The sequence below is a fragment of the Pseudomonas sp. FW300-N2A2 genome (assembly GCF_017351735.1).
GTDB classification, from domain to species: Bacteria; Pseudomonadota; Gammaproteobacteria; order Pseudomonadales; family Pseudomonadaceae; genus Aquipseudomonas; species Aquipseudomonas migulae.
This window is the reverse complement of the sequence record NZ_JACNDU010000010.1, coordinates 67,093-93,658: the sequence shown is the minus strand read 5'-3', so window position 1 is coordinate 93,658 and position 26,566 is coordinate 67,093. Positions and strand designations below refer to the sequence as shown.

Below are 26,566 nucleotides of genomic sequence, written 5' to 3'. Positions count from 1 at the left end.
TGAGTTCCTCGTGTAAACGTTTCGCGCGAATTTGGTTGCGGTTTAATGAAGCTTGAAATCGATGGGCACGCTGACCCAGCCGTCCTGGGCGACTTCACCCTGCTTGGCCGGCACGAAACTCCAACGTTTCACGGCATTGATCGCCGCCTCATCGAGGGAATCGCGACCACTGCCTTTCTGGATCTGAATCTCGCCAGGCTTGCCGTTGGCCAACACATGCACCCGCAATAACACCGTGCCTTCCCAACCGCGACGCACGGCTTGCGACGGGTATTCCGGCGCCGGGTTTTTCAGGTACGCGGCATTGGCCGAGGCAGGCGTCACCGGCGCGGGCGCCGGTGGTGCAGGTGGCGCCGGGGCCGCGACAGGGGCTGCCGGTTGTGGCGGCGCAGGCGGTTGCGGGGCGACTTTTTGCACCGGTTTCGGTACGGGCTTGGCGATCGGTTTTGGCTTGGGAATCGGTTTCGGTGGCGGCGGCTTCACGGCCAGTTCGTCTTCCACCGGCGGCGGTGGCTCGACCACGGGTTGCACCGGCTGCGGTGGCGGCGGCTCGACCACGGGCGGCGCCGGACGCGAGAATTCAATCGTCATCGGCGGAATTTCCGGCGGCACGATCGGCAATGCCTTGGTCGGCTGCTGATTGACCCAATAGATGACTGCGCCATGCACCAGCAGCGCCAGCACACCGAGCAGAATCGTTTCCCGGCGACTCAGAATGCCCTTGGGCGCACGCTGCAAACGCAGCTGCCCCAAGGGCACTCGGTGCACCCGGCCGAGGTCGACCAACTCGCCACCCGGCGCCTGGCGCCACAGCACCTCGTGTGCGCTGGCGGCGGTCTGGACATTGCCCATTGCTTAACTCCCTGCGGTCTCTTTGCGGATAACCGAAACGTCGTGCCAGACATCCCCCGACGACGTATCGATGGGTGAATCATTGAGGCAGACGCTTATCTCAGAAAGTAATCTTTAAAGTTATGCATAGACCAAAAACGAATATAAAAGACCACCCATCGACTCCAGGCCTTGCCCGGCAAGGGCTGCGGGCAACAGGCGGAAATCACATGCTTTTAAGGCATCGAAAATATTCACCAAAGGCATGATTTCGGGACCATTTTCACGGCCACGAGGCCTTGGCGCCGGCAATCGGGCGACAGGGACAACGCTCTATTGATATTCTTTTATCATCTAATAGTTATTTGATTGCTTCGTTGACGGAATAAGCGATTACCTTTAAAAAACCTCAACCACGCTCGTCGCACATGCCATCGAGGTCGTTTCAGGATGCCGGGAAAAACCTATGGATCTTCGTCAGCTGCGTTACTTCATTGCCCTCACCGAACACCGAAGTTTCGTACGGGCAGCCGACGCCATGGGCATTACTCAGCCGGCATTCAGTCGCAGTATTCAAGGGCTTGAACAGGAATTCGGCTGTGCATTGGTGGACCGTGGCAACAAGGACTTGCGCCCCACGCCGGAAGGTCAGGTGGTGCTGCAACATGCGCTGACGCTGGTACAGGGCGCCGCACTGCTCAACGCCGAAGTCACGCAAATGACCAAGCTCGACGCCGGTGAACTGCGGTTCGGCTGCGGCCCGGCACCGGCGGTAAAACTGGTGCCGGATGCGGTGGCGCAATTCATCAGTGCCCACCCGAAAATACGCACCTGTTTTCAGGTGGATAACTGGGAAAAACTCAGCCGCGCCCTGAGCCGTGAAGAGATCGAATTTTTCATCGCCGACATCCGCCATTTCGAAGCGGATCCGAACTTTCAGACCCGAGCGTTGACTCCCAAACGCGGCGTGTTTTTCTGCCGTCCGGGGCATCCGCTGCTGGCCAAGGAAAGCCTGTCGACCAACGACATGTTCGATTACCCGCTGGCGACCACGCAGATCCCGCCGGGTATTCGCAAACTGCTGGCGAACCTCAGCGGCCGGATCGATTTTTCACCGACCATCGAGACCGAGCATTTTCCGGCGCTGGCCAGGATCGTGCTGCAATCGAACGCCATCGGAGTAGGCACGGAAGAAGCGTTTGTCGACGACATTGCCGACGGTTCACTGGTGCTGCTGCACTGGCGAAACCTGCCGCCGCACATCGAGAGCATGAGCGTGCGGTGCGGGATTGTCAGCCGCACGGGGTTCCGGTTGTCACCGGCTGCGCGGGCGATGATCGAGACGTTGGTGGCGGTGGATAAGCAGGATGTCAGCGTCGCGGTTTGAACAGAACGACCGCTTTCGCCGGCAAGCAAGCCCCCTGTAGGAGCTGGCTTGCCAGCGAAGAGGCCCTCAGACACGAACCCCCTCTACAGCTTGCGCCTCAATTTCCTCTTTACGAACAAACCGGTTCGCCCGCCCGAACGTCCCGAAATCATTAAACCGCACACCCATCTCACGCATCACCTTGTGCGCCACCGGCACGGTCAACTGGCGGATGTAAAACGGTTCCTTCACCACAAAGTGATGGATCCCGTGGCTGCTGCCGAAATTGAAGCAGAACGCCTGCAACGGCCACATCCACCACGGGTTCAGTACCTGGGTTTGCTGGATCACGTTCCCCGGCTCCACATCGCCGTAGTAATGCATGTTCGAGCTGACAAAGTGCAGGCAAAACGTGCGCAGCACGTTCGGGCCGATGATTACCACTGCCGCGATATCGATCACCTGCATCACCGAGAGCGTGGTTGCCGACCATTCAATCGGTGCTCCCAGCAGATGAGCGATACCGTTGGCGGCATGGAAGCCGAGAAACACGTACCAGGCGCCCCAATGCACCAGCGCGAGCGGCGCATAGACCTTCAGCGCACGCTTGATGATGCTGAACTTGTGAGTCCAGGTCTTGGCCCGCAGCATGCGGATGAACGCCGACATCACGTTGTCGCCGACCATCAATAGCCGCGCAAAACCCCAGGGTTCGCCGTTGGTGATCGCGCGCTCTTCCATGTCGGCTTCAGTGCCGGACACCTTGTGGTGATTGAGGTGCAGATGCCGGCGAATCCACGGGTTGATCGTGCTCGGCCGCGCCAACCACACCAGGCCCATCATCAGGTTGTGCGGCACGCGTTGTTTACGGAAGTACATGCTATGAATCAGGTCGTGTTCCAGCTCGTGGGTCAGCGACGCAAAGAACGCGTTGAGCAGCAGACATGCCCACCAGGCCATGTATCCGCTGATGTACAGCGCTGCCGAACCGATCATTCCCGCCAAAGCAAAGGCCAGAATGCCCGCGCCCAAGGCGTCCTGATGGTTGAGAATCGGGTAGCGTTTACGCAGTTCGACGCCTTTGGCCAACACCACTTCGCGAATATGCGCAGATCGCTGAGCTGCATTCAGTCGCTGGGGACTTGCAGAAGTACCGTCCATGCTTCCATCCTCTGGTTATTGATGTTCGCATCCTGCCGTGTGAACCTTCACAAGGCGGTAGCCCTGGACGCCAACCTGTTGACTGGAAGCGCCAATCAGCATGACTGAACCGACCTCCCTCGCCAGCTGGACCCGCGCCCTGCGCAAGCAACTCGATGCGCTGGGCCTCGACAGCACCGCGCTGTGCCACCAGGCGGGGCTCGACCCGCAATTGATGGACGACCCGAACGCCCGTTACCCGTTGTCCGGCACTACGCGGCTGTGGGAAATCGCGGTGCAGGTCAGCGGCGATCCGGCGATCGGCTTGCGGGTATCGCGATTCGTCAGCCCGACCACCTTTCACGCACTCGGCTATGCGCTGGTGGCCAGCGGCAGTTTGCGCGAAGTGTTCGAGCGCATCGTGCGTTATCACCAGGTGGTCAGCGATGCCCTGGATCTTGAATTGAGCCGCACCGAGGATCGCTATCGCTTCCGCCTGAAAATCCCGCCAGGCAACCCGGCGCCAGCGTTCGAAGCCATCGACGCTTTCACCGCGATTTACGTGCGCACCTGCCGCAACCGACTGGGCCGCGACTACGCGCCGCTCGCGGTGTACCTGCGTCGCCCGGAACCGGCCGACGCGCATCAATGGCACAAAGTCTTCCGCTCACCGGTGCACTTTTCGGCCGACGAAGACCGGCTGGAGTTTGCGCTGGTGGACTTCGACAGTCACTTGGACGACGCCAACCCGGAACTGGCCGAACACAACGAAACCGTACTCAAACGCACGCTGGCGCAGCTCAAACCGCTGACCTGGGAGCGCAAGGTCCGCGACGCCATTGAAGAGCAACTGCCCGAGGGCGAGCCCAGCGCAGAACACATCGCCAAGGCCTTGCACTTGAGCTTGCGCAGCCTGCAACGGCATTTGGCAGACGAGGGTTGCCGGTTTGACACGCTGCTCAATGAAAGCCGTGAAAACCTTGCGCTGCTGCACCTGCGCGACCCGCAATGTTCGTTGAGCGAGATCAGTTATCTGTTGGGGTTTGCGGATACGAGCAGTTTCAGCCGCGCGTTCAAGCGCTGGACGGGGATGACGCCGGGGCAGTTTCGGGATGGGTTGCGGTGATGTGAATTTGTGCTGCCTGTTTCGGCCTCTTCGCGGGCAAGCCTCGCTCCTACAAGTTAGGGCTTGGGCCGGGTAGGAGCGAGGCTTGCCCGCGAAGGCGTCCGTCAATTCACCACATCCCCATCAACGATTACGCCGCACCAACTTGCGCACCCGTGCCACCAGTTCGCTCACGGCAAACGGTTTGAGCAGATAATCGTCCTCATGCAGCTCCAACCCGCGCAGGCGATCTTCAATGCCATCCTTGGTGGTGAGAAACAGCACCGGCGTCTCGCCGAGCTTGCGGATCTGTTGCTGCAATTGCCAGCCGTTCAACCCCGGTAGCATGACGTCAAGAATGATCAGCTCGTATTCACCGGTCTCGATGAAGCGACGGCCGTCCATGCCGTTGAGCGCCACATCCACCGAGTAACTCGCTTCGCTCAGGCCGTTGGCCAGGAGTTTGGCGGTCTCCGGTTCGTCTTCCACTAACAGCACACGCATGGCACACCTCGATTGTCGTCGTCACAGGCTAGGCGCCTTCGCGGACAAAGCCCACCTTTACTGTGACCGGCGGGTTGGGTTTGTGGGTTGGGGTACATATCCGTTTCTGCGGTGAGGGCGGCTATTGGTTTCGCCCTTACGGCGAGTCACTTTCGAAAAGCGCGAAAGTAACCAAAGCGCTCTTGCCCCTTTCGTTCGGTGCCTCGCCTAGGCTCGGCATACCCTCGCTCCGGTCCTGCTCCGTGGGCCCGCCGCCATCGGCCATCCATGGCCGGGGGCGGCTAACCCGGCATCCATGCCGGGTTGCCCACTGCGCAGAACCTCCACTCGGCCTCTCGAGGGGGCGCTGCGTCCAGATCAAAAGCTGAAGGCGAGCTAACGCTCGGCCTGATGAGTGGTGAGAAGCAAAAGCAAACGCGATTCCCTGTAGGAGCGAGGCTTGCCCGCGAAAAACGACCGGGCAACGCGTTCATTCAGACAGCCCGCGTTATCGTTGACGTCCATCGCCAGCAAGCTGGCTCCTACAGTGGAAATGCATATGCGTTTGGATAAATACGATCAACTGTAGGAGCCGGCTTGCTGCGGGCGGCGTTCCGACGATAGCGGTGGGTCAGTCGAGACATCTATCGCCTGAAAGGACGCCATCGCCAGCAAGCCGGCTCCTACAGGGGAATGTGCAAAAAACCAAAATTAGTGCGGCCACCACAGTGCAGGAGTGTGCACACGACCGAAGAGCCAGGTCGGCTTTCAGGCCGCCTCGGCGGCTGTGGCGGTGGTCGCCCCCTCGAGAGGCTGAGTGGAGGTTCTGCGCAGTGGGCAACCCGGCATGGATGCCGGGTTAGCCGCGCACGGCCAAGGATGGCCGATCGCGGCGGGCCCACGGAGCAGGACCGGAGCGAGGGCATGGCGAGCATTAGCGAGGCACCGAACGAAAGGGGCAAGAGCCTTTTGGTTACTTTGGGGCTTTTCCAAAGTGACTCGCCGTAAGGGCGAAACCAATAGCCGCCATACCAAAAATAACGGATACACCCCCAAACACCAGGCAACCTTAAAAAATCGCCAACGCCCGCAACCGCTCAGCATCCAGAATCTCAATCTCACCGTACTTCAAATTCAAAATCCCCTGCCCCTGCAATTCCTTGAGCAGCTGATTGGTGGTCTGGCGTGACAGCGACAGCATTGAGGCCAGCTGTTCCTGCGGCAGTTGCAGCACACGCCGCGGCGGGGCGATTTCGCCGTAACCGTCAGCGATCATCAGCAAGCGATGCGCCAACCGTGCAGGCGCCGGCATCAGGCTCAACTGTTCGAGGTTGATGAAGGTCAGGCGCAGTTTCTGGCTCATCAGCAACGCCAGTTGCCGCCAGTACACCGGTTGCTCATCAAGCAAGGCCAGCAGCGCGGTTTGCGGGATGTGCAACAGGATGCACTGGCCGACGCCGAACGCATCGTGGGTGCGCGGCTGGCCGTCGAACAGACAGATTTCGCCAAACCAGTGCGGTGACTCCACCAGGCTCAACAACGCTTCCTTGCCCTGCTCGCTGACAGCGCCGATTCGAACGGAACCTTCGAGCACCGCGTACAAGCCGCACGGCGGATCGCCGCGCTTGAACAGCCGCTGCCCCGACGCCAGCCGCCGTACCTTGGCGCTGGCCAACAGACTATTCTGTAGAGGAACAGGTAGATGACTGAACCACTGCCCCGTTTCCAGGCGCGAACGCCAAACCTGCATGTCCATGAAAACTCCTGGAGATTGTCGCCTGGCTGACAGAGCGAGCGGTGAACCCGGGGCATGATCAATCACCCTACAGGAGGAATAACAATGAAAAGCCTCGTTGACCATCTCAGTCAATACGCCGCCTACCACCGTGATCCGCGCAATATTGCCAGCCACTTTATCGGTATTCCGCTGATCGTGGTCGCTGTCGCGGTGTTGCTGTCGCGGCCGCAATGGGCCGCAGGCTGGCTTTCGCCGGCGGTGCTGGTCTCGCTGGCATCGGCGTGGTTCTACCTGCGCCTGGAACTGCGTTTAGGCGTGCTGATGACGGTGCTGCTCGGACTGTGCGTTTGGGCGGGTCATGTGCTGGCACAGCAAAGCACACTGGTGTGGCTGGCGAGCGGCGTCGGGATGTTTGTGATCGGCTGGGCGATTCAGTTTGTCGGGCATCATTACGAAGGACGCAAACCGGCGTTTGTCGATGATGTGACGGGGTTGATTGTCGGGCCGTTGTTTGTGGTGGTTGAGTTGGCGTTTTTGTTGGGGATGCGGCGGGATTTGAAAGAGCAGATCGAGGCGCGGGTAGGGGGTGTTCGGGTCAATCCGAAGCGCGCTGCTGCGTAGGACGCCTTCGCGGGCAAGCCTCGCTCCTACAGGGTTCTGGGTCGATCACATAATTTGTGTACAACCCCAACCACTGTGGGAGCGGGCTTGCCCGCGAAGTTTTTGCTTTAGATGTTGGCGACTTTCTGCCAGACCTTCGGCTTGAAGAACAACGTCTCGCCCTTCGCCAGACCGATCAGGCTGTCGTGATCCTTCACCACTTCCGCTTCGATCAAATCACTCTGCCCTTCGACCTTCAACGTCACCCGGGTCGTCGCGCCCAATGGACGGATATCGCGCACTTCGGCCGCGTGATGATCCTCCAGTTCATGCCGCGACAGCGACACTTCATGCGGACGGAACAGCACGTGTTTGTCTTCGCCCAGATGCAGACGGTTCGAATCGCCGAGGAAGTGATAAACGAAATCGCTGGCCGGGTTTTCGTAGACGTCGCCCGGTGAACCGATCTGCTCGATCACGCCTTTGTTCATCACCACGATACGGTCGGCCACTTCCATCGCCTCTTCCTGGTCGTGGGTCACGAACACGGAAGTCAGGTTGATGTCTTCGTGCAGCCGTGCCAGCCAGCGACGCAGCTCCTTGCGGACCTTGGCGTCGAGGGCACCGAACGGTTCGTCGAGCAGCAGCACTTTCGGTTCGACCGCCAAGGCCCGAGCCAGCGCGATACGCTGACGCTGGCCGCCGGAGAGTTGTTCCGGGTAGCGATCCGACAACCAGTCCAGTTGCACCATGTTCAGCAATTCGTGGACCTTCGCCGCGATCTGGCTTTCAGTCGGGCGCTGGTTTTTCGGTTTCATGCGCAGGCCGAACGCGACGTTGTCGAACACCGTCATGTGGCGGAACAACGCGTAGTGCTGGAACACGAACCCGACGTTGCGATCACGCACGTCGTGGCCGGAAACGTCTTCACCGTGGAACACGATGTTGCCCTGATCCGGGGTTTCCAGACCGGCGATGATCCGCAGCAGCGTGGTCTTGCCGCAACCCGACGGGCCGAGCAGCGCCACGAGTTCGCCGCTTTGAATGTCCAGGCTGATGTCATTGAGGGCCTTGAACGCATTGAAATTCTTGCTGACGTTACGCACTTCGATCGACATGAATTATTCCTCCGCGGCGCTGGCGCGCAGGCGGTTAATACGGTTTTCGCTCCACTGCTTGAGCAGCAGGATGAAGAGCGCCAGGATCAGCAACAGGCTCGCCACAGCGAACGCGGCCACGTGGTTGTATTCGTTGTAGAGGATCTCAACGTGCAACGGCAAGGTGTTGGTCACCCCGCGAATGTGCCCGGAAACCACCGACACCGCCCCGAACTCACCCATCGCCCGCGCGGTACACAGCACCACGCCGTAGATCAGGCCCCATTTGATATTGGGCACGGTGACGTGCCAGAACATCTGCCAGCCATTGGCGCCCAGCAGGCGCGCGGCTTCTTCTTCCTGCGTGCCTTGTTCCTGCATCAGCGGGATCAGTTCACGCGCCACGAACGGCACGGTGACGAAAATCGTCGCCAGCACGATGCCCGGCAAGGCGAAGACGATCTGGATATCGTGATCCTGCAACCACGGGCCGAACAGCCCCTGCGCACCGAACATCAGCACGTAGACCAGACCGGCGATCACCGGCGATACCGAAAACGGCAGGTCGATCAGGGTCACCAGAATGCTTTTACCGCGGAACGAGTATTTGCTCACGCACCACGCGGCGCTGACGCCGAACACGAGGTTCAGCGGGACCGAAATCAACACGGCGATGACCGTGAGTTTCAGCGCCGACAGCGCGTCGGGTTCAAGGATCGCGGTGAAGAACGAACCCAGACCATTCTTCAAACCCTGGGACACCACGATCACTAGCGGCAGCAACAGGAAAAGGGCAAACACCAGCCAGCCGAGGCCGATCAGGATTCGCCGTGACGTGGCACTGCCACGGCGGGCAGCGTTCGAGGAAGCAGCAGCAATAGATGATTGGGACATTTCTGCGCCTCCTTATGGGGTTTCAATACGGCGTTGCAGCAAGTTGATCAGCAGCAACAGGACGAAGGAAACCACCAGCATCAGTACACCAATGGAGGTAGCGCCGGTGTAATCGTACTGGTCGAGCTTGACCATGATCAGCAGCGGCAGGATCTCGGTTTTCATCGGCATGTTGCCGGCGATGAAAATCACCGAACCGTACTCGCCGACCCCGCGGGCAAAGGCCAACGCGAAACCGGTCAACCAGGCAGGCAGCAGCGCGGGCACCAGGATATGGCGGAAAACCTGCAGTGGTTTTGCACCGAGGCACGCCGCCGCTTCTTCCACTTCACGCGGGATATCGGCCAATACTGGCTGTACCGTACGTACTACGAATGGAAGCGTTACAAAAGTCAGCGCCAGCGTGATGCCGAGGGGGGTATACGCGATCTTGAAACCCAAGTCCGCAGCAAACTGACCCACCCAACCATTCGGCGCGTACAGCGCAGTCAGCGCGATACCGGCCACGGCCGTGGGCAATGCGAAGGGCAAATCGATCATCGCATCGATGACCTTGCGACCCGGGAAGGTATAGCGCACCAACACCCAGGCCAGCAGCGTGCCGATGATGCCGTTGATGATCGCGGCGTACAGCGCGGTGCCGAAGCTCAGCTTCAACGCCGCCAGCACGCGGGGCGCCGAGATGATCGCCCAGAACTGATCCCAGGTGAGTTGAGCGGCATGCACGAACATCGCCGCCAGTGGTATGAGCACAATCAGGCTGAGGTACACCAAGGTGTAGCCCAGCGTCAGCCCGAAGCCGGGTATGACGGGGGAGATACGACGCGACATAAAAGTCCTTGGTTGAAAGCAATCTGCTAAACGCACCTGTGGGAGCGGGCTTGCTCGCGAAGAGGGCATATCAGTCAACAGTTACGTCGCCTGACACACCGCCTTCGCGAGCAAGCCCGCTCCCACTTGGTACGCGCCTAAGCATCAGGCTCGTTGTGTGGCTTGAGTCAGGTTACTGCGCCGAGTAAATCTGGTCGAACACGCCACCGTCATTAAAGAATTTCGGTTGCGCGGTTTTCCAGCCGCCGAAGTCTTTGTCGATGGTCACCAGTTCCAGTTTCGGGAACTGCTGGGCGTACTTGGCAGAGACTTCCTTGTCACGTGGACGATAGAAGTTTTTCGCGGCAATTTCCTGACCGGCCGGGCTGTACAGGTGCTTGAGGTACGCCTCGGCGATCTGCTCGTTGCCCTTTTTCTCGGCGTTTTTGTCGACGACCGCCACTGGAGGCTCGGCCAGGATCGACAGCGAAGGCACGACGATCTCGAACTTGTCGGCGCCGCCGTCTTCTTTCAGCGCCAGGAAGGCTTCGTTTTCCCAGGCCAACAACACGTCGCCCTGACCGTTGTTGACGAAAGTGATGGTCGAACCGCGAGCACCGGTGTCCAGCACAGGTACGTGCTTGAACAGGGTTTGTACGTATTCCTTGGCCTTGGCTTCGTTGCCACCGTTGGCTTTCAGGCCGTAGGCCCAGGCCGCGAGGAAGTTCCAGCGTGCGCCGCCGGAGGTTTTAGGGTTCGGAGTGATGACCGACACGTCGTTCTTGATCAGGTCGCCCCAGTCCTTGATGCCTTTAGGGTTGCCTTTACGCACCAGGAACACGATGGTCGAAGTGTACGGCGTGCTCGCTTCCGGCAGACGCGTCTGCCAGTCCGCCGGCAGGGTCTTGCCGAGCTTGGCGATTTCATCGATGTCACCGGCCAGGGCCAGGGTCACTACGTCGGCACGCAGACCGTCGATCACCGCACGGCCCTGCTTGCCCGAGCCACCGTGGGACTGCTGGATTTTCACGGTGTCGCCAGCATGGTCTTTCTGCCAATACTTGACGAACTCGGCGTTGTAATCCTGATACAGCTCACGAGTCGGGTCGTACGACACGTTGAGCAGCTCATAATCCTTGGCAACCGCAGAACCAGCAAAAAGGGCACTGGCCAGTGCGGCCAAAGCGAAATGACGAATCGACGACATGGTGAAAGCTCCTGGAATTCTTGGTGTGTTGGCTTTTTTTATGAAGTGCTGGAATCGGTTGCCGGTTGCTTAGCTCGACTTGGTGCTCGGGTTCTGCAAACGGAATTTCTCTTTACGCTCGATCTGGACCACTTGAGCGTTGTGTACGGTAATTTCCACGGCGCCAAATCGCAGATCGCGCAGGGCGCTCTGGATCTCACGCAAGATGGTGGCTTCGTCTTGACCGTCAACGCTACGTAGGGATGCGCTCATGGTGCTGCTCCTTCAACTGAGAGGTTGCCTGGCAGTGGGCGGCACTGCTTGCGGCGTGAGGCCAATAGTAGATAGGTGCGGATATTCTTAAAAAGACTATTTAAGAATGTTTATATAACCAAAAGAAATTATTTGCCGGGACGAGGGTTTACGTCTGCGCGACGGATCAAGGATCCAAAAATCAGCCCCTACACGATCCTTGTAGGAGCATGGCTTGCCAGCGAAGAGGCCCTTGAAACTCACCTAACTATCGAGACCGCCTTCGCTGGCAAGCCATGCTCCTACAGAGGTCTGCGTGTGGCGGTAATTTTTGTGTGGTCAGTGGATCTCGGGGGCGTGCATCCAGTCCAGTTGCCCCGCCGGCACCGGTCGGCCGAACCAGTAGCCCTGGCCAAGATCGCAACCCTGCTCCAGCAGGAAACCCGCCTGCTCGACCTGCTCGATCCCTTCGGCATGCACCTGCATGCCCATGCTTTGCGCCAAAGCGATGATCACGCGCACGATGGCCGCGTCGTCGTCATCCCAGGGCAATCCGGCGACGAAGCCCTGGTCGATCTTGAGTTTCTGCACCGGCAAACGCTTGAGTCGCAACAGTGACGAATAGCCGGTACCGAAATCATCGATGGCCAGCCGTACGCCGAGCTCGCGCAAACGATGCATCTGCTCCAGGGCCACTTCCGGGTCATCCATCACCGCACTCTCGGTGACTTCCAGCTCCAGATACGCGGGATCCAGCCCGGTGTCGCGCAGCACCTGCGCCACCTGCTGATACAGCTCACGGCGCGCGAACAAGCGCGATGAAACATTCACCGCGACAAACGACAACGCCACCCCGGCCTGCTGCCAGTGGCACATCTGCCGGCAAGCCTGCTGCATGACCCAGGCATCGATCTCGGCGATCAATCCGGTGCGCTCGGCGATGGGGATGAACTCCGCCGGCGACACCAACCCTCGCTGCGGATGCTCCCAGCGCACCAGCGCCTCGACACCGACCAGGCGACGAGTCTTGAGGTCGTGAACCGGCTGGTAATACACACGCAATTCCTGCTGCTCCAGCGCGCGGCGCAATTCGGATGCCGTCTCGACCCGCTGTTGCGCATGAGCAGTCAATTCTTCGGTGTAGAGCGCGTAACCGTCGCGACCAGCGCTTTTGGCCTTGAACAAGGCCGAGTCGGCGTTGCGCAGCAGCTGTTCAGCGCTCAAGGCATCGCCGGGGAACAGGCTGATGCCGATGCTGGCGTTGATAAACAGCCGATGACCGTCAATGTGGAACGGCTCCTTGAGACCGTCGACGATCCGCTGGGCCAGTGCCGCGGCATGCACCAGCTGCGGGCAACTTTCAGCCAGTACGGCGAACTCATCGCCGCCCAGCCGCGCCAGCGTGATGCCCGGGCCGAACATGGCCTTCAAGCGTTCGGCCACGGCCTTGAGCAATTGGTCACCGACCGTGTGCCCGAGGCTGTCATTGATCATCTTGAAATGATCCAGATCGATCATCAGCAACGCACAGCCGCGCTTTTGGATTTGCGCCGACGCCAATGCCTGCTCGGCACGGTCGGTGAACAGCAGGCGGTTGGGCAGATCGGTCAGTGGATCGTGATGCGCCAGGTACTTGAGTTCGTGCTCGGAATCCTTGATCGCGCTGATGTCGGAAAACACCGCGACGTAGTGGCTGAGCTTGCCGTGGTCGTCATGAATCAGGCGGATCGTCTGCCATTGCGGGTAGATCCCGCCGTTTTTGCGACGGTTCCAGATCTCGCCGCTCCACTCGCCGCAACGGTTGAGCGTGGCGAACATCGTCTGGTAGAAACTCGCCGGGTGGTGGCCGGACTTGAACAGGCTGGGTTGCTGGCCCAACACTTCTTCGCACTGGTAGCCGGTAATCTCCATGAAGGCGCGGTTCACATGGACGATGACCCCATTACGGTCGGTGACCAGCACGCCTTCGCGGGTGCAATCGAACACGGCGGCGGCCTGACGCAAACGCTCCCGGTCTTCATTGCGCTCACGCAATTTGGCGCCGATCCCCAGGCAACGGAACAATCGCGCCCGGGCGAGGAAGATCAGCCCGGCGCTGAGCACCACCCAAACGTAACCGTTGATCAGTTGCCATCGCAGTAACTCATCGGAGCTATCGAAGAAACTGTTCAATAAATAACCACTGAGCTCCAGCCAGACGACGGAAAGCAGCAGGTAAAGCAGCGATGCACGCATGGCATCGCGATAGGTGGCAGACATTCGGCCGTCCATGTCCCTACAAAAGGGTTGGAATTATAGGTTAATGAAACATCAAGCCACTCTTATCTGAAAGGGCGACTGGTTTTATCTGTGGGCTTAGTGATAATGCAACGGCTGTTTTTTTCTTTATCGAGGGCGCTATAGCCTATGTGGTACGAAGGTTTTCTCGGCTTGTCGCCCTGGTCACTGGTGGCAGTCACCCTGCTGATGACCCACGTCACGATTATCGGCGTGACGGTCTATCTGCATCGCTATTCAGCCCATCGCTCGCTTGAGCTCAATGCCGGCCTGAAACATTTCTTCCGCTTCTGGCTGTGGCTGACCACGGCGCAGAACACCCGCGAGTGGACCGCCATCCACCGCAAGCATCACGCCAAATGCGAAACCGTCGATGACCCGCACAGTCCGGTCATCAAGGGCTTGTCCACCGTTCTGCGCAAAGGTGCCGAGCTGTACCGAGCCGAAGCGGAAAACCCCGAGACCCTGCGCATCTACGGCAAGAATTGCCCCGAAGACTGGATCGAACGCAACCTCTACAGCCGTTACCCGCTGTTGGGCGTGGCGATCATGGCCGTCATCGACCTGCTGCTGTTCGGCACCATCGGCATCACCATCTGGGCTATCCAGATGATGTGGATCCCGGTCTGGGCCGCCGGTGTGGTCAATGGCCTGGGCCACGCCGTCGGCTACCGCAACTTCGAATGCCGCGATGCGGCGACCAATCTGGTGCCCTGGGGCATCCTGATCGGCGGTGAAGAACTGCATAACAACCATCACACCTATCCTAATTCGGCAAAACTGTCGGTGAAGAAGTGGGAATTCGACCTCGGCTGGGCCTGGATCCAGGTCTTCAGTTTCCTGCGCCTGGCCAAGGTTCAACGAGTTGCGCCGATTGCCCACCGGGTCGAAGGCAAAGGCAACCTGGACATGGACACCGCCATGGCCATCCTCAACAACCGCTTCCAGATCATGGCCCAGTACCGCAAATTGGTGATCGCGCCGCTGGTCAAACAAGAGCTGGAAAAGGTCGATCACTCGGTCCGTCACCAATTCCACAGGGCCAAACGCCTGCTCTCGCGGGAAACCAGCCTGCTCGATGACAAACATCACCTGCGCATCCAGACCATGCTCGAGCACAGTCAGGCGCTGAAGGTAATTTACGAGAAACGACTGGCCTTGCAGCAGATCTGGGTCAAGACCAGCTCAAATGGTCACGACATGCTGGCAGCCATCAAGGATTGGGTACACGAAGCCGAAGCCAGCGGAATTCAATCCCTGCGCGACTTCGCCGACCAATTGAAGACCTATTCCCTGCGCCCTGCCGCTACCGCCTGACACCGTTGATCGGTGCGCCCCGTTTGCGGGCGCACCCTTCGGAACTTAGCTCCAAATCCCCTATCTCAAAGACACTTCGCCACTACGGCGGGCTTTGTTGTGGCCGCTGTCGAACACGCGGCACGTCCTTGAGATTTGTGTCGATGGTCAATAAGAACCTGCAAGACTCATCCCTACCCCAGTGGCCGGAAGCCGCGCAAACCCTGATGGCGCTGATGCATGCCCAAGGCGAAGTCGCGCGCCTGAGCGAACGCGAACAGCTGTTCAGCTCGCTGCTGGTGAGCGTTAACGCGGTGCTTTGGGCGTTCAATTGGGAAACCCGCCAGGTGCTCTACGTGAGCCCCGCCTACGAACGGATTTTCGGTCGCCCCGCCGGCCTGTTGCTGGCCGACGCCAACCAGTGGCGCGACAGCATCTACCCCGACGATCTGGAGTACGCCGAGCGCAGCCTCGCCGAAGTGCTGGTCAAAGGCGCCGTCGAAGACCGTGAGTACCGCATCATTACCGCCGACGGCCAGGTGCGCTGGCTCAGCGACAAGTGCTTCATCAACCGGCAAGCCGAACCGGGTCAACCGCTGATCATCGTCGGCATTGCCGAAGACATCACCGACAAGAAGCAGATGGAAAGCGAGTTGCATCGCCTGGCTACCACCGATGTCCTGACCCAGAGCAGCAACCGCCGCCACTTCTTCGACTGCGCCCACCTTGAATTCGAACAGGCAAGAAAAAAAGGCACGCCGTTGGCGTTTCTGTTGCTGGACATCGATGACTTCAAATTGATCAACGACACCTACGGCCATCCGGAAGGCGACAACGTGCTGCAACGGATCGCCGAATGCGGGCAAGCGGCTTTACGGCGCGGTGACGTGTTCGGACGCATTGGTGGTGAGGAGTTTGCGGCGGTGTTCCCCGGTTGCGCACCGGATATGGCCATGCAAGTGGCCGAGCGCCTGCAACGGGAGATTCAGCGGTTGAGCTTCAGCCATGACGACCAGACGTTCGGCATCACCGTCAGCCAGGGATTGACCAGCCTGACGGCCGAAGATTTAAACCTGGATAGCCTGTTCGCCCGCGCGGACGCGGCGATGTACGAAGCGAAGCGCCAGGGCAAGAACCGGATCATCTCCGGCTGACAACCCCAACACAGATCCCTGTAGGAGCCGGCTTGCTGGCGATGGCATCACCGCAGTTAATCAGCCACACCGCGTTGTCCGGATCGCCAGCAAGCCGGCTCCTACAGGGTTTGGAGACAGGTTTATTTTTTGCGCAAACGTATCAATTCCGGCAAGCCAATCTTGAGCAACCGCGCCGTCCGGCTCTTGGCCAGTTCCTCAATGCCCTCATGCTCATTCAATCGCGCCAACTGCGCCGCCATGTTCATCACCAGCGCTTCGCGCGAGTAAACCCCGCCACCGAGCTGATAGACCGCCGCAATCAGTTCTCGCAGCTCCAGAGGCAGGCGCCAGCGCGTACGCAGCGCCGAACCATAGGCTGCACCGAACTCGGCCAGTGCATCACCGACCTCCTCCCATTCATCCAGCTCTCCACCGGACTGCTTCCATTCCTGCAAACACCGCAGCAACGCAAGGTCACCCAAGCGATGCAGCATGCCTGCGCAGTAGCAGCGCTCCTGATCCAGATCCAGCAAGCGCGCCAATGTCCGGGCGTATTCAGCGGTGTGCAGCGAGAGGTTCCTGTAACGCTCAGCATAATCGGCCAGCAGCGGATCGCTGAGCCGCGCACTGCGCTTGAGCGCCAACCCCAAAATCAGATTCATGCTCTGCCCGGTGCCCAGCCGATGCAGCGCTTGGGACAGGGTTTGTACCGCAGCGCCGTGATGCTGGGCTGCACTGTTGGCGGCGGCGATCAGGACGGCAGTGATCTGTGGATCAATGCGGATTTCATCTTCCAGCAACTTCAGGTCAAGACCGTTGGGATTAAGGCTGCGCTTGACCGCCAGTTCCACGTCGGTCATCAGCGGCGCACCGTCGGTAAACTCACGACGACACTCCAGGTACGCCGACAAGCTCATGCCCGGCGCCAACGCCGGCACCTCACACGACACCTGTTCCCCGGCGTTCAGCAGCAGATCCTGCAGACGGTGGGTCAGGCTTTCCATGTTCAGGGGTTTGGTCAGGTACGCCGAGGGCGCCAGGGGCAAGGCTTCGCGCACGCTGGCGCTGTCGTTGCGGGTGCTCATCAGAATAAAAGGCAACGGCGGATTGCGTTTGCGCTGGCGGACATTGCGCAAGACATTCAAACCATCGACACCGGGCAATTCCCAGTCGACGATCACCAGGTCATACGGATTTTCCGCCAGCAGCTCCAACGCCTGTTGACCGTCGGCACAAAGATCCAGCCGCGCGTCACAGCGCACTTTCAACAGCACCTGCTTGAGCAAGTCGCGGGACCAGGGGTCAGCTTCGGCAATCAGCACACGCGGTACGGCGGGCAAAACTACAGCGGTCATCTGCATACTCCATTTGCACTGCTTGCACCTTAGTCAATGCGGGCCATTTGAAAAAGTGCGGCAGGTTCTGCAGTCACGAAAAAACCCGCCGAAGCGGGTTTTTTGTCGATCAGGTCACACTCGGTGATCAGAGCTCGGCGAAGCACTCTTCGATGATCGCCAGGCCTTTGTCCAGTTGCTCGTCCGGCGAGGTCAGCGGTACCAGGACGCGCAGAACGTTGCCGTAGGTGCCGCAGGACAGCAGGATCAGGCCTTTTTCACGAGCCTTGGCCACGACAGCAGCGACCGCTGGAGCGTTCGGCTTGTGGCTGTCGCCATCGACGAACAGCTCGACTGCGATCATCGCGCCCAGGGCACGGACTTCGCCGATCACCGGGTACTTGGCCTGGATGGCCTTGAGGCCAGTGACCAGACGCTCGCCGACTGCCTTGCAGCGGTCCAGCAGGTGCTCTTCTTCGAACACTTCCATCACGGCCAGGGCCGCGGCGCAAGCGATCGGGCTACCGGCGTAGGTGCCGCCCAGGCCGCCTGGAGCGATGGCGTCCATGTATTCGGCCTTGCCGCACACACCGGCCAGCGGGAAACCGCCAGCGATGGATTTGGCGAAGGTGGTCAGGTCGGCGGCAACGCCCATCTGTTCCATGGCGAAGAAGGTGCCGGTACGGCCAGCGCCAGTCTGCACTTCGTCAGCGATCAGCAGGATGCCGTGCTGGTCGCACAGAGCGCGCAGGCGCTTCATGAACTCTTTAGGCGCGACGTAGAAACCGCCTTCACCCTGAACCGGCTCGATGATGATGGCAGCGATGTCACGCGGCTCGGCGTCGTTCTTGAAGATGCGTTCGATGCTGGCGATCGAATCGTCGATGCTCACACCGTGCAGTTCGTTCGGGTACAGCGCGCGGAAGATGCCGCCTGGCATCAGGCCCATGCCGGCCGAGTAAGGCACGACTTTACCGGTCAGGCCCAGGGTCATCATGGTGCGACCGTGGTAAGCGCCGGTGAAGGCGATCACGCCGGCACGGCCAGTGGCGGCACGGGCGATCTTGATGGAGTTTTCAACGGCTTCGGAACCGGTGGTCACCAGCAGGGTTTTCTTGGCGAAATCACCTGGCACCTTGGCGTTGATTTTTTCGCACACTTCTACGTACGGCTCGTAGGCCAGTACCTGGAAGCAGGTGTGGGTCAGCTTGTTCAGCTGCTCGGTCACGGCGGCGATGATTTTCGGGTGCACGTGGCCGGTGTTCAGCACGGCGATACCGCCGGCGAAGTCGATGAACTCGCGACCTTCAACGTCGGTCACGGTGGCGTTCTTCGCGGACTCGGCGAAGATCGGGTGAATCTGGCCAACACCGCGTGGTACAGCGGCTTCGCGGCGTTTCATCAGGGAAGCGTTAGTCTTGCTCATAAAGTCCTCATTCACCGCTCATCGGGCGGCGTGGTTCAAGGAAAATGCAGCGGGGAGGCAACTGAGGCAGCATGCGATGATCGACTGCCACAGCGTTCCCGGCCACAGAGAAAATTCCGGTTGAAGCACGCAAAGGGTCAGCGCTCTCGTGCCCTTTGCGTTTGAAGCAATGCCTTGCCGGGCTTATGCCCTCGAGCTTAGATGCCCAGGCAGAGGTATTTGATTTCCAGGTAATCTTCGATGCCGTACTTGGAGCCTTCACGGCCCAGGCCCGACGCCTTGATGCCGCCGAACGGCGCGACTTCGTTGGAGATCAACCCGGTGTTGACGCCAACCATGCCGTATTCCAGGGCTTCCGCCACACGGAACACACGACCCAGGTCGCGAGCATAGAAGTACGAGGCCAGGCCGAATTCGGTGTCGTTGGACATCGCGATCACGTCGGCTTCGTCTTTGAAACGGAACAGCGGCGCCAATGGACCGAAGGTTTCTTCCTTGGCCACGGCTGCGTTGTTCGGCACGTTGGTCAGGATGGTCGGCTCGAAGAAGTTGCCTTCCATCGACTTGCCGCCAGCCAGAACAGTTGCGCCTTTGGAAATGGCGTCAGCGATGTGCTCTTGCACCTTGGCCACGGCTTTTTCGTCGATCAGCGGGCCAGTGGTGGTGCCCACTTCCAGACCGTTGCCGATCTTGAGTTTGGCCACAGCCACTTTCAGTTTTTCAGCGAACGCATCGTAGACCGAATCCTGAATGTACAGGCGGTTGGCGCAGACGCAGGTCTGGCCGTTGTTGCGGTATTTGGAGATGATCGCGCCTTCGACGGCCTTATCCAGGTCCGCGTCGTCGAACACGATGAACGGCGCGTTGCCGCCCAGCTCCAGGGACACTTTCTTGATGTCCTTGGCGCATTCAGCCATCAACTGACGACCGATTTCGGTCGAGCCAGTGAAGGACAGTTTGCGAACGATCGGGTTGCTGGTCAGCTCGCTGCCGATGTCGCCGGCGCTGCCGGAAACAACGCTGAACACGCCCGCAGGAATGCCGGCACGCTGAGCCAGTTCAGCCAGAGCGAAAGCGGAAAACGGAGTTTGCGAAGCAGGCTTGAGCACCATGGTGCAACCGGCGGCCAGGGCCGGGCCGGCTTTACGGGTGATCATCGCAGCCGGGAAGTTCCACGGGGTGATTGCAGCGGTCACGCCGATAGGCTGCTTGATCACGATCAGGCGCTTGTCTGGCTGGTGGCCCGGAATCACATCACCGTAGACGCGCTTGGCTTCTTCGGCGAACCACTCGATAAAGGAAGCGGCGTAAACGATTTCGCCCTTGGCTTCGGCCAATGGCTTGCCCTGCTCCAGGGTCATCAGGCGAGCCAGGTCGTCCTGGTTCTCGATGATCAGCTCGAACCAGCGACGCAGCTTGTTGGCGCGGTCCTTGGCGGTCAGTGCACGCCAGGCCGGCAGCGCTTTGTCAGCAGCTTCGATCGCACGGCGGGTTTCGGCAGCGCCCATTTTCGGCACGGTGCCCAGAATTTCGCCCGTTGCCGGGTTGTTGACCTTGATCGTCTGACCATTGTCCGCATCAACCCAAGCGCCATCGATGAAGGCTTGCTGGCGGAACAACTGGGTGTCTTTAAGCTGCATGTCGGCTTTCCTTAACAGCACCGCGGCACGCGCGGAGCAAATTATGATTGTAGAAAGGCGCCTCAAAGGCTGCCGTCAGGGAAATCATTCACCGGGCTGAAGCACATAAATAGCGCACGGAATGTACTCGTGCGGTTCAGCACCCAGACAAGAGCGTTTGAAATCTCAAACGAATCCTAGGATCAAAGGGGGTAAAGGACAATAGGCTGTTCGAAAAAAAGAACGAAAACGCCGCATTTGCTCAATTTTTCTGATCAACGTAGCAAACGCAGGTTACGCTTTGAAAAAGCGCAGTCGATTCAGCAGCATGGACGCCCGCAGTGCATATGAGTATCATGGCGCCCGCTTGCACCAGTAGCTCAGCTGGATAGAGTACTGCCCTCCGAAGGCAGGGGTCGTGGGTTCGAATCCCGCCTGGTGCACCATATAGTAGAAACGAGAAAGCCTCAGGCCTTAGGGTCTGGGGCTTTTTTGTGGGCCATGAAAAACCGCCCAAGCGGTTTTTTCATTCAGTCGTCCAGTCAAACTCGTCGTAATCATCGTCTTCGTCGTCCTCAAACTCTTCTTCATCAAGGACGTCCTCCTCCAGAGCTTCTTCTGCCTGCTTGGCCAGAAGAAATTCCTTACGACTCTCGGTCACTGCTCGCCGCAGTTCCTCACCCTTGACCGGGCAGTTGAGCATTTGGGCGATGCGGTCGATTTTTTTTGCCACGGCATCCTCCAACGCATCGGCTATAGGCCGATAGTGCGCGCTTTCGGGGGTGGATGCCAAATCGCAGAGCACCGCCGTCCTCAGTTTTTCTTCAATTCCTTAAGCCGGGCCGCGAGATTTTCCTTGGGAAAGCGTTTGTGCAATGTCGCCAACAATTCATCCGCCTCACGTGCCTGACCGGCGTTTTGCAGGCGAACCACTTCACGCAATTGCTCATCCAGGGTTTTCACCGGCGCGGCGGCGCGTTTGCTGACTTTTGCTTCATCAGCCATTTCGACACTGATCGATTCGCTCTGCGCGGGGGCGGCAAAATCGGCCATCGGCGCGGCGGGGGCAGCCAGCGAGCGCGCAACTGACGACGGTGCTTGCGCTGCCTCTTTTTTGGCCACCGGGGCAGATGCTTTGGGGGCGAAGTCGTAACTCGGTACTTGCTCCGGCGTGCGTTGCACCAGCGCCAGCATCAGCGCGACACCGACAAGGCTGGCAAACGCCACTTGCCAACGAGGCTTATGGCAAGCCTGAACCCAGCGCTGCCACAGATTCGGTTTCGGTGCGGGGACTTCACGCTGTGCGGCGGCCAGGATGAACGCATCAAGATGGCTCGGCGGCTCGCCGGTCGAATGCTCGCGGAAATGCTGAAGCATTTCATCGTCTGGTGTTTTACGGGCGTCAGTCATGTCAGTACCTCCTCGGCCAGCAGCCGACGCAGTTTTTGCTGGGCGTAGCGCAAGCGGCTCTTGACGGTTTCCAGCGGTGTTTCGGTGAGGGTGGCGATCTGCGGCAGGTCGAGATCGCCATGGGCACGCAGCAGGAACACTTCGCGCTGGTCGGTGGGCAAGGTTTGCAGGGCGGATTCAAGGCGCTGGTTGTCGCGGCTCAGGCTCAGCAGTTGTTCGGGATCGGCGGCGTCATCGACCAGGGCGTGGGTTTGTTCGTCATAGCTGTCGTGCAAGGGGTTGTGGATTCCGTGTTTGCGCCAGTGATCGATCAGGCGATTGCGGGCGATCTGGTAAAGCCAGGTACGAAAATTCGCCCGGCCTTGTGGCTGACTGGTGCTGCGGATCAGGCTCAGCCAGGTTTCCTGGTAGACCTCCTCGGCGAGTTCGGATTTGCCGCTGAGGCCTAGCAGGAAACGATAAAGACCTTGCCGGTGACGGGCGTACAGAATCTCGAACGCCGGCCCGTCGCCTTTTCGGTAACGGGCCAGCAGTGATTCGTCGCTCGGTTCAAGAGCAGACATGTCAGTTGTAGCCTCCTTTAACCGGTTCGCTGTTGGATGCAGTGGTGGTTCGCAGGCTTTGCGCCAGTTCCACCAATTGCACGAACTCAGAACGCAGACCGAATGGATCATCACCCCGCGCACCGCGAGCCAACGTCTGCGTGTCCTTCAAGCTGAAATCGCCGGTATAACGCCCATCCTTGAGCTGTTGGGAAAACGCTGCCACGGCCGCCGCAAATCTGAGGTCATCACTGGCCTTGCCTTCCGAACCAGCGGCAATCGGCCGTTCGATCAAGCGACTGTTCCCACCTTCCGGCAGCTGATAACGCACACGCAGCATCGCCAATTCTCCAGAATTTGCAGAGGTGGCTGACTCAGCGTTGCCATAGCGCAATGGCTCCAACCAGCCCTTCTCACCCTTCGGAACAATTTCGTACAACGCCGTGACCGTATGCCCTGCACCGATTTCACCGGCATCGACTTTATCGTTGCTGAAATCCTCACGCTTCAACGCGCGATTCTCATAGCCCAGCAACCGATACTCGCTGACCTGCGCCGGGTTGAACTCCACTTGCAGTTTCACGTTCTTCGCCACCACCGCGAGGGTCGAACCGAGCTGATCCACCAGCACTTTGCGCGCCTCGCGCAGGTTGTCGATGTACGCATAGTTGCCATCGCCGGCATCGGCCAGTTGTTCCATCAGGTGTTCATTGTAGTTATCCACACCAAAACCCAGGGTGGTCAGGGAAACGCCAGTCTTGCGCTTATCCACAGCCATTTGCTTGAGGCTGTCGAAGTCGCTGATGCCGACGTTGAAGTCACCGTCGGTGGCCAGCAGGATGCGGTTGATGCCTTTGGGGATAAACGCTTGCTGCGCCATTTGATAGGCCAGCTCGATGCCCGACGCCCCGGCGGTGGAGCCGCCCGCCGTCAATTGATCGATGGCTGTGCGAATTTTCGCTTTTTCCCGTCCGGAAGTAGGCTCCAGCACCACGCGCGAATCGCTGGCGTAGACCACCAGCGACACCCGGTCCTGCGCCCGCAATTGATCGACCAGCAATTTCAGCGTGCTTTTGACCAGCGGCAGCCCCTCGCGACGGTCCATCGAGCCGGACACGTCCACCAGAAACACCAGATTCGCCGAGGCCAGTTCAGCCACCGCACGGTCCGATGCCTTGATGCCAATACGCAGCAAGCGGGTGTGCGGGTTCCACGGCGACGGCGCCAGTTCAGTGGTCACGCCAAACGGCGAGCCATCGGTGGGCAACGCGTAGTCGTAGGGGAAGTAATTGACCATCTCCTCCAGGCGCACCGCACCTTCGGGTGGCAGTCGACCTTGATTGAGCAGGCGGCGGACATTGGCATAAGCGCCGGTGTCGACGTCGGCGCTGAAGGTCGAGACCGGCGCCTCGGCGACGCTGTGAATCGGGTTATCCGCCAGCGCCTGATACTGCTCGCGCTGCTCATCCTGATAACCCGGCGGCGCAGATTCTGGCGCGAAACTCGCCATCGGTGCCGGACTCATGCTGCGTTTGGCCAGGGTCGCATCGGCCATGATCGCCTCACTGCGCACCAGCTCATGTTGTGCAGGAGACGCAACTGAAGGGGATTCAGGCTTGGACGAAACACCGCAACCGGCAACGGCCAGCAGCAACCCGACGGTGAAACCCTGGGCGGCCGGGCGGAGGAAATGCAGAGGGAGGGACATGGGGGCTGACCTCAGGAGGAAATTGATCCATTCATCCTCTGAGACGGGCAGCCTCACCGGTTCGGGTTAAACCCGCTGAAAAAAACTTCAGCGGTGATAACGCCGCACCACGCTGCTGTTTTTCAGCACATGACCTTTGATTTTTTCCAGCAACTGCGCACGGGTCAGACCGGCCGGCAACGCGTCTGGAGCAAGGTCCAGGGCGTAGAGCTGGATGATGTAGTGGTGGGAACTGTCGCCGACCGGCGGGCAAGGACCGATGTAGCCGATGGTGCCTTTGCTGTTGCTGCCGCCCACGCCTTCAAACGCAGACTTGGCGCCAACACCGGCCGGAATCTGGCGGGTCGCGGATTTGATGCCGTAATGAATCCAGTGGTCTGAACCCAAGCCTTTCTGACCGTCCGGGTCGTGCATGACGATGGCGTAACTCTGGGTGCCCGCAGGGCCTGCGGTCCAGCTCAGGGCCGGGGACTGGTTCTTGCCGCCACAACCGGCCGCATCGCTGGCCGCCGCCGAAGTGAACAGGCGGTTGTCGGTGACACCGGGAATGCTGACGGTGAAGCGTTCTGCGGCCTGCGCCGGAAACTGCACGCAAAGGGCGACGGCAACGGCCGCCAGCCAAGGGTTCAGAGAGGTCAATCGGGTCATACCGGAGCACCTTGTGCGGGTGGGGCCGTGGTCGGCGTGCAAACTATAGCCGGACCGTTCGCGCGGTGGCAGTGGGAATTGGCTGAACCTCGGGATAAGCGCCAAACTCATAAGTGAAACGCTTGCCTGGAGAACGATCATGGCACTGCACCGCGTCGCCCGTTTTGCCGATGTGTCCGAAAACCGAGGCCTGGAAGTCCGGATTGGCGACACCAAGATCGTCTTGCTGCGGGTCGGCGCCCAATTGCGCGCCTATCAGGGCGAATGCCCGCATGCCGGGGCGCCTCTGGCCGAAGGTGCGCTGTGTCATGGGCGTCTGATTTGCCCGTGGCACAAGGCCGCTTACCGGATCGAGGACGGCGCGCTGTGTGAACCGCCGTCGCTGGACAGCCTCAAGCGCTATCCCCTGGAGGTGCGCGACGACGAAGTCTGGGTCGACGATCAGCCGCTGGACGATGCTCACACCCCGCCGGCCGATGACGAACGTACGTTTGTGATCATCGGTGCCGGCGCCGCTGGCACGGCGGGTGCGGCGGCGCTGCGCGAAAAGGGTTTCGGCGGCCGTGTGCTGCTGATCGACCGCGAGCCTGGCGCCGGTTACGACCGTACGGTGTTGAGCAAATTCGTGATCGCCGGGGAAATGCCGCCGGAAGAAGTCCCGCCCCTGCGCGATGAAAACTTCTATCGCGAGCAACGCATCGATCGCATAAACGGTGAAGTGGCGAGGCTGGATGCACAAAACCGGACGGTGCAGCTCAAGGACGGCCAGACATTGATCTATGACGCCGCGCTGATCGCCACGGGCGGCACACCGAACGCTCTCGACATTCCCGGCGCCGACCTGCCTCAGGTGTTCTTGCTGCGCTCGAAAGACCAGGCCCAACGGATTCTGAGCACCGCCAAACCCGGCCAGCGGGCAGTGATCATCGGCGACAGTTTTATCGCGATGGAATCCGCTGCGGCGCTACGCGAATACGGCCTGGACGTCACCGTCCTGGCCCGCCACGCGGTGCCCTTCGCCAAACAGTTCGGCGAAACGGTCGGCAAGGCGATTCTTGCCCACCACGTGGCCCACGGCGTGGTGTTTCATACGGAGGGCGAAGCCGCGCAGATCGAAGGCACGAACAAGGTCGAAGCGGTGCGCCTGGATAACGGTCAGCGCTTTCCGGCGGATTTGGTATTGGTCGGCATTGGCGTCAGCCCGGCCACCGGGCCGTTCAAGGATTTGCCAACGGAAAAGGATCAGTCACTGAAGGTCGACGGCGGGATGCGCGTGACCGAAGGGCTTTGGGCGGCTGGCGATATCGCCACCTTCCCGCTCAATGGCCAACCGCAACGAATCGAACATTGGCGCCTGGCGCAACAACAGGCGCGGATCGCAGCGATGAACATGCTGGGCGGTGATGAGCATTACCTGGATGTGCCGTATTTCTGGACCTGGCACTTCGGCAAGAACTACGACTACCTCGGTCACGCCGAAGCCTGGGACGAAGTCGAGTTCAAGGGTGATCCGTACCATCCACCCTTTATCGGCCTGTTCGGCAAGAATGGTGTGGTAACCGCCGCCATCGCCTGCGATGAAGAGCGGGCGATGGCAATGCTGGCCGAGCAGATGAAGCAGCCGCTGCCGGTTGACGAGGCATGGCGGCTGATTCGGGACGTCTAGGT

General features: G+C 59.9%; 24 protein-coding genes and 1 tRNA gene. 7 read left to right on the top strand and 18 right to left on the bottom strand.

Annotation, left to right across the window (positions count from 1 at the left end; all coding sequences use genetic code 11):
- Window positions 1-42: 42 nt before the first annotated feature.
- Complete coding sequence (locus J4E42_RS15410) at window positions 43-852, bottom strand: energy transducer TonB (protein ID WP_207285569.1); 810 nt, start codon at window positions 850-852, stop codon at window positions 43-45.
- Between the two features lie 445 nt (window positions 853-1,297).
- Here J4E42_RS15410 and J4E42_RS15405 point away from each other — a divergent pair, with 445 nt between their 5' ends.
- Complete coding sequence (locus J4E42_RS15405; protein ID WP_207285568.1) at window positions 1,298-2,218, top strand: LysR family transcriptional regulator; 921 nt, start codon at window positions 1,298-1,300, stop codon at window positions 2,216-2,218.
- Between the two features lie 66 nt (window positions 2,219-2,284).
- On the opposite strand, the gene J4E42_RS15400 is transcribed toward J4E42_RS15405, so the two are convergent.
- Entirely contained in the window at window positions 2,285-3,358 is a 1,074-nt protein-coding gene (locus J4E42_RS15400; protein ID WP_207285567.1) for a fatty acid desaturase, read from the bottom strand.
- A 100-nt stretch (window positions 3,359-3,458) separates the two neighbouring features.
- Here J4E42_RS15400 and J4E42_RS15395 point away from each other — a divergent pair, with 100 nt between their 5' ends.
- Entirely contained in the window at window positions 3,459-4,463 is a 1,005-nt protein-coding gene (locus J4E42_RS15395; protein ID WP_008034389.1) for an AraC family transcriptional regulator, read from the top strand.
- Window positions 4,464-4,586: 123 nt separating this feature from the next.
- Here J4E42_RS15395 and J4E42_RS15390 read toward each other — a convergent pair whose 3' ends face one another.
- Together J4E42_RS15390 and J4E42_RS15385 are read right to left on the bottom strand one after the other, a co-directional pair.
- On the bottom strand, window positions 4,587-4,946 hold the full coding sequence (locus J4E42_RS15390; RefSeq protein WP_192226685.1) for a response regulator: 360 nt from the start codon (window positions 4,944-4,946) through the stop codon (window positions 4,587-4,589).
- A gap of 1,048 nt (window positions 4,947-5,994) precedes the next feature.
- Window positions 5,995-6,681, bottom strand: a complete 687-nt coding sequence (locus tag J4E42_RS15385) for a Crp/Fnr family transcriptional regulator (protein WP_207285566.1) — start codon at window positions 6,679-6,681, stop codon at window positions 5,995-5,997.
- A gap of 84 nt (window positions 6,682-6,765) precedes the next feature.
- On the opposite strand from J4E42_RS15385, the gene J4E42_RS15380 reads away from it, so the two are divergent.
- Window positions 6,766-7,284, top strand: coding sequence for a DUF962 domain-containing protein (locus tag J4E42_RS15380; RefSeq protein ID WP_008039690.1), 519 nt, complete (start codon window positions 6,766-6,768; stop codon window positions 7,282-7,284).
- A 107-nt stretch (window positions 7,285-7,391) separates the two neighbouring features.
- Here J4E42_RS15380 and J4E42_RS15375 read toward each other — a convergent pair whose 3' ends face one another.
- The 6 genes from J4E42_RS15375 to dibA form a co-directional block, all read right to left on the bottom strand.
- Window positions 7,392-8,381, bottom strand: coding sequence for a sulfate/molybdate ABC transporter ATP-binding protein (locus J4E42_RS15375; RefSeq protein ID WP_008039689.1), 990 nt, complete (start codon window positions 8,379-8,381; stop codon window positions 7,392-7,394).
- A gap of 3 nt (window positions 8,382-8,384) precedes the next feature.
- Window positions 8,385-9,254, bottom strand: coding sequence for a sulfate ABC transporter permease subunit CysW (gene cysW / locus J4E42_RS15370; RefSeq protein WP_008034093.1), 870 nt, complete (start codon window positions 9,252-9,254; stop codon window positions 8,385-8,387).
- A gap of 12 nt (window positions 9,255-9,266) precedes the next feature.
- On the bottom strand, window positions 9,267-10,085 hold the full coding sequence (cysT, locus tag J4E42_RS15365) for a sulfate ABC transporter permease subunit CysT (RefSeq protein WP_007899634.1): 819 nt from the start codon (window positions 10,083-10,085) through the stop codon (window positions 9,267-9,269).
- Window positions 10,086-10,257: 172 nt separating this feature from the next.
- A complete protein-coding gene (locus J4E42_RS15360; RefSeq protein WP_207285565.1) occupies window positions 10,258-11,271 on the bottom strand; it encodes a sulfate ABC transporter substrate-binding protein in 1,014 nt (337 codons plus the stop codon).
- A 69-nt stretch (window positions 11,272-11,340) separates the two neighbouring features.
- Window positions 11,341-11,523, bottom strand: coding sequence for a sulfur starvation response protein OscA (gene oscA, locus J4E42_RS15355; RefSeq protein WP_008034086.1), 183 nt, complete (start codon window positions 11,521-11,523; stop codon window positions 11,341-11,343).
- Between the two features lie 318 nt (window positions 11,524-11,841).
- Entirely contained in the window at window positions 11,842-13,761 is a 1,920-nt protein-coding gene (gene dibA / locus J4E42_RS15350; RefSeq protein WP_192226681.1) for a phosphodiesterase DibA, read from the bottom strand.
- Window positions 13,762-13,908: 147 nt separating this feature from the next.
- On the opposite strand from dibA, the gene desA reads away from it, so the two are divergent.
- Both desA and J4E42_RS15340 read left to right on the top strand, forming a co-directional pair.
- Entirely contained in the window at window positions 13,909-15,096 is a 1,188-nt protein-coding gene (gene desA, locus J4E42_RS15345; RefSeq protein WP_008034081.1) for a delta-9 fatty acid desaturase DesA, read from the top strand.
- 143 nt (window positions 15,097-15,239) lie between these two features.
- Window positions 15,240-16,229, top strand: coding sequence for a sensor domain-containing diguanylate cyclase (locus tag J4E42_RS15340; protein WP_192226679.1), 990 nt, complete (start codon window positions 15,240-15,242; stop codon window positions 16,227-16,229).
- 122 nt (window positions 16,230-16,351) lie between these two features.
- On the opposite strand, the gene J4E42_RS15335 is transcribed toward J4E42_RS15340, so the two are convergent.
- The 3 genes from J4E42_RS15335 to gabD all read right to left on the bottom strand — a co-directional run bounded on the left by J4E42_RS15335 (window position 16,352) and on the right by gabD (window position 20,611).
- Window positions 16,352-17,566 carry an HDOD domain-containing protein gene (locus J4E42_RS15335; RefSeq protein WP_207285564.1) on the bottom strand — a complete coding sequence of 405 codons (1,215 nt, stop codon included), beginning with the start codon at window positions 17,564-17,566 and terminating at the stop codon, window positions 16,352-16,354.
- A 127-nt stretch (window positions 17,567-17,693) separates the two neighbouring features.
- The gene (gene gabT / locus J4E42_RS15330; RefSeq protein ID WP_008039680.1) at window positions 17,694-18,971 is read right to left on the bottom strand and encodes a 4-aminobutyrate--2-oxoglutarate transaminase; all 1,278 of its coding nucleotides are present in this window, start codon (window positions 18,969-18,971) and stop codon (window positions 17,694-17,696) included.
- 197 nt (window positions 18,972-19,168) lie between these two features.
- The gene (gene gabD, locus J4E42_RS15325; protein ID WP_008034642.1) at window positions 19,169-20,611 is read right to left on the bottom strand and encodes an NADP-dependent succinate-semialdehyde dehydrogenase; all 1,443 of its coding nucleotides are present in this window, start codon (window positions 20,609-20,611) and stop codon (window positions 19,169-19,171) included.
- 348 nt (window positions 20,612-20,959) lie between these two features.
- Here gabD and J4E42_RS15320 point away from each other — a divergent pair.
- Window positions 20,960-21,036, top strand: a tRNA-Arg gene (locus J4E42_RS15320).
- A gap of 80 nt (window positions 21,037-21,116) precedes the next feature.
- Here the strand turns inward: J4E42_RS15320 and J4E42_RS15315 are convergent.
- The 5 genes from J4E42_RS15315 to J4E42_RS15295 all read right to left on the bottom strand — a co-directional run bounded on the left by J4E42_RS15315 (window position 21,117) and on the right by J4E42_RS15295 (window position 24,898).
- A complete protein-coding gene (locus J4E42_RS15315) occupies window positions 21,117-21,383 on the bottom strand; it encodes a hypothetical protein (protein WP_008034655.1) in 267 nt (88 codons plus the stop codon).
- 20 nt (window positions 21,384-21,403) lie between these two features.
- The gene (locus J4E42_RS15310; protein ID WP_207285563.1) at window positions 21,404-22,000 is read right to left on the bottom strand and encodes a hypothetical protein; all 597 of its coding nucleotides are present in this window, start codon (window positions 21,998-22,000) and stop codon (window positions 21,404-21,406) included.
- Entirely contained in the window at window positions 21,997-22,563 is a 567-nt protein-coding gene (locus tag J4E42_RS15305; protein WP_207285562.1) for an RNA polymerase sigma factor, read from the bottom strand. The genes J4E42_RS15310 and J4E42_RS15305 overlap by 4 nt, the downstream gene beginning before the upstream one ends.
- Before the next feature lies 1 nt (window position 22,564).
- Window positions 22,565-24,250, bottom strand: coding sequence for a VWA domain-containing protein (locus J4E42_RS15300; protein ID WP_207285561.1), 1,686 nt, complete (start codon window positions 24,248-24,250; stop codon window positions 22,565-22,567).
- A gap of 87 nt (window positions 24,251-24,337) precedes the next feature.
- Window positions 24,338-24,898 (bottom strand): YbhB/YbcL family Raf kinase inhibitor-like protein, encoded by a 561-nt coding sequence (locus J4E42_RS15295; RefSeq protein ID WP_008034659.1) that lies wholly within the window; start codon window positions 24,896-24,898, stop codon window positions 24,338-24,340.
- Window positions 24,899-25,037: 139 nt separating this feature from the next.
- On the opposite strand from J4E42_RS15295, the gene J4E42_RS15290 reads away from it, so the two are divergent.
- Entirely contained in the window at window positions 25,038-26,564 is a 1,527-nt protein-coding gene (locus J4E42_RS15290; RefSeq protein ID WP_207285560.1) for an apoptosis inducing factor family protein, read from the top strand.
- Window positions 26,565-26,566: the final 2 nt, after the last annotated feature.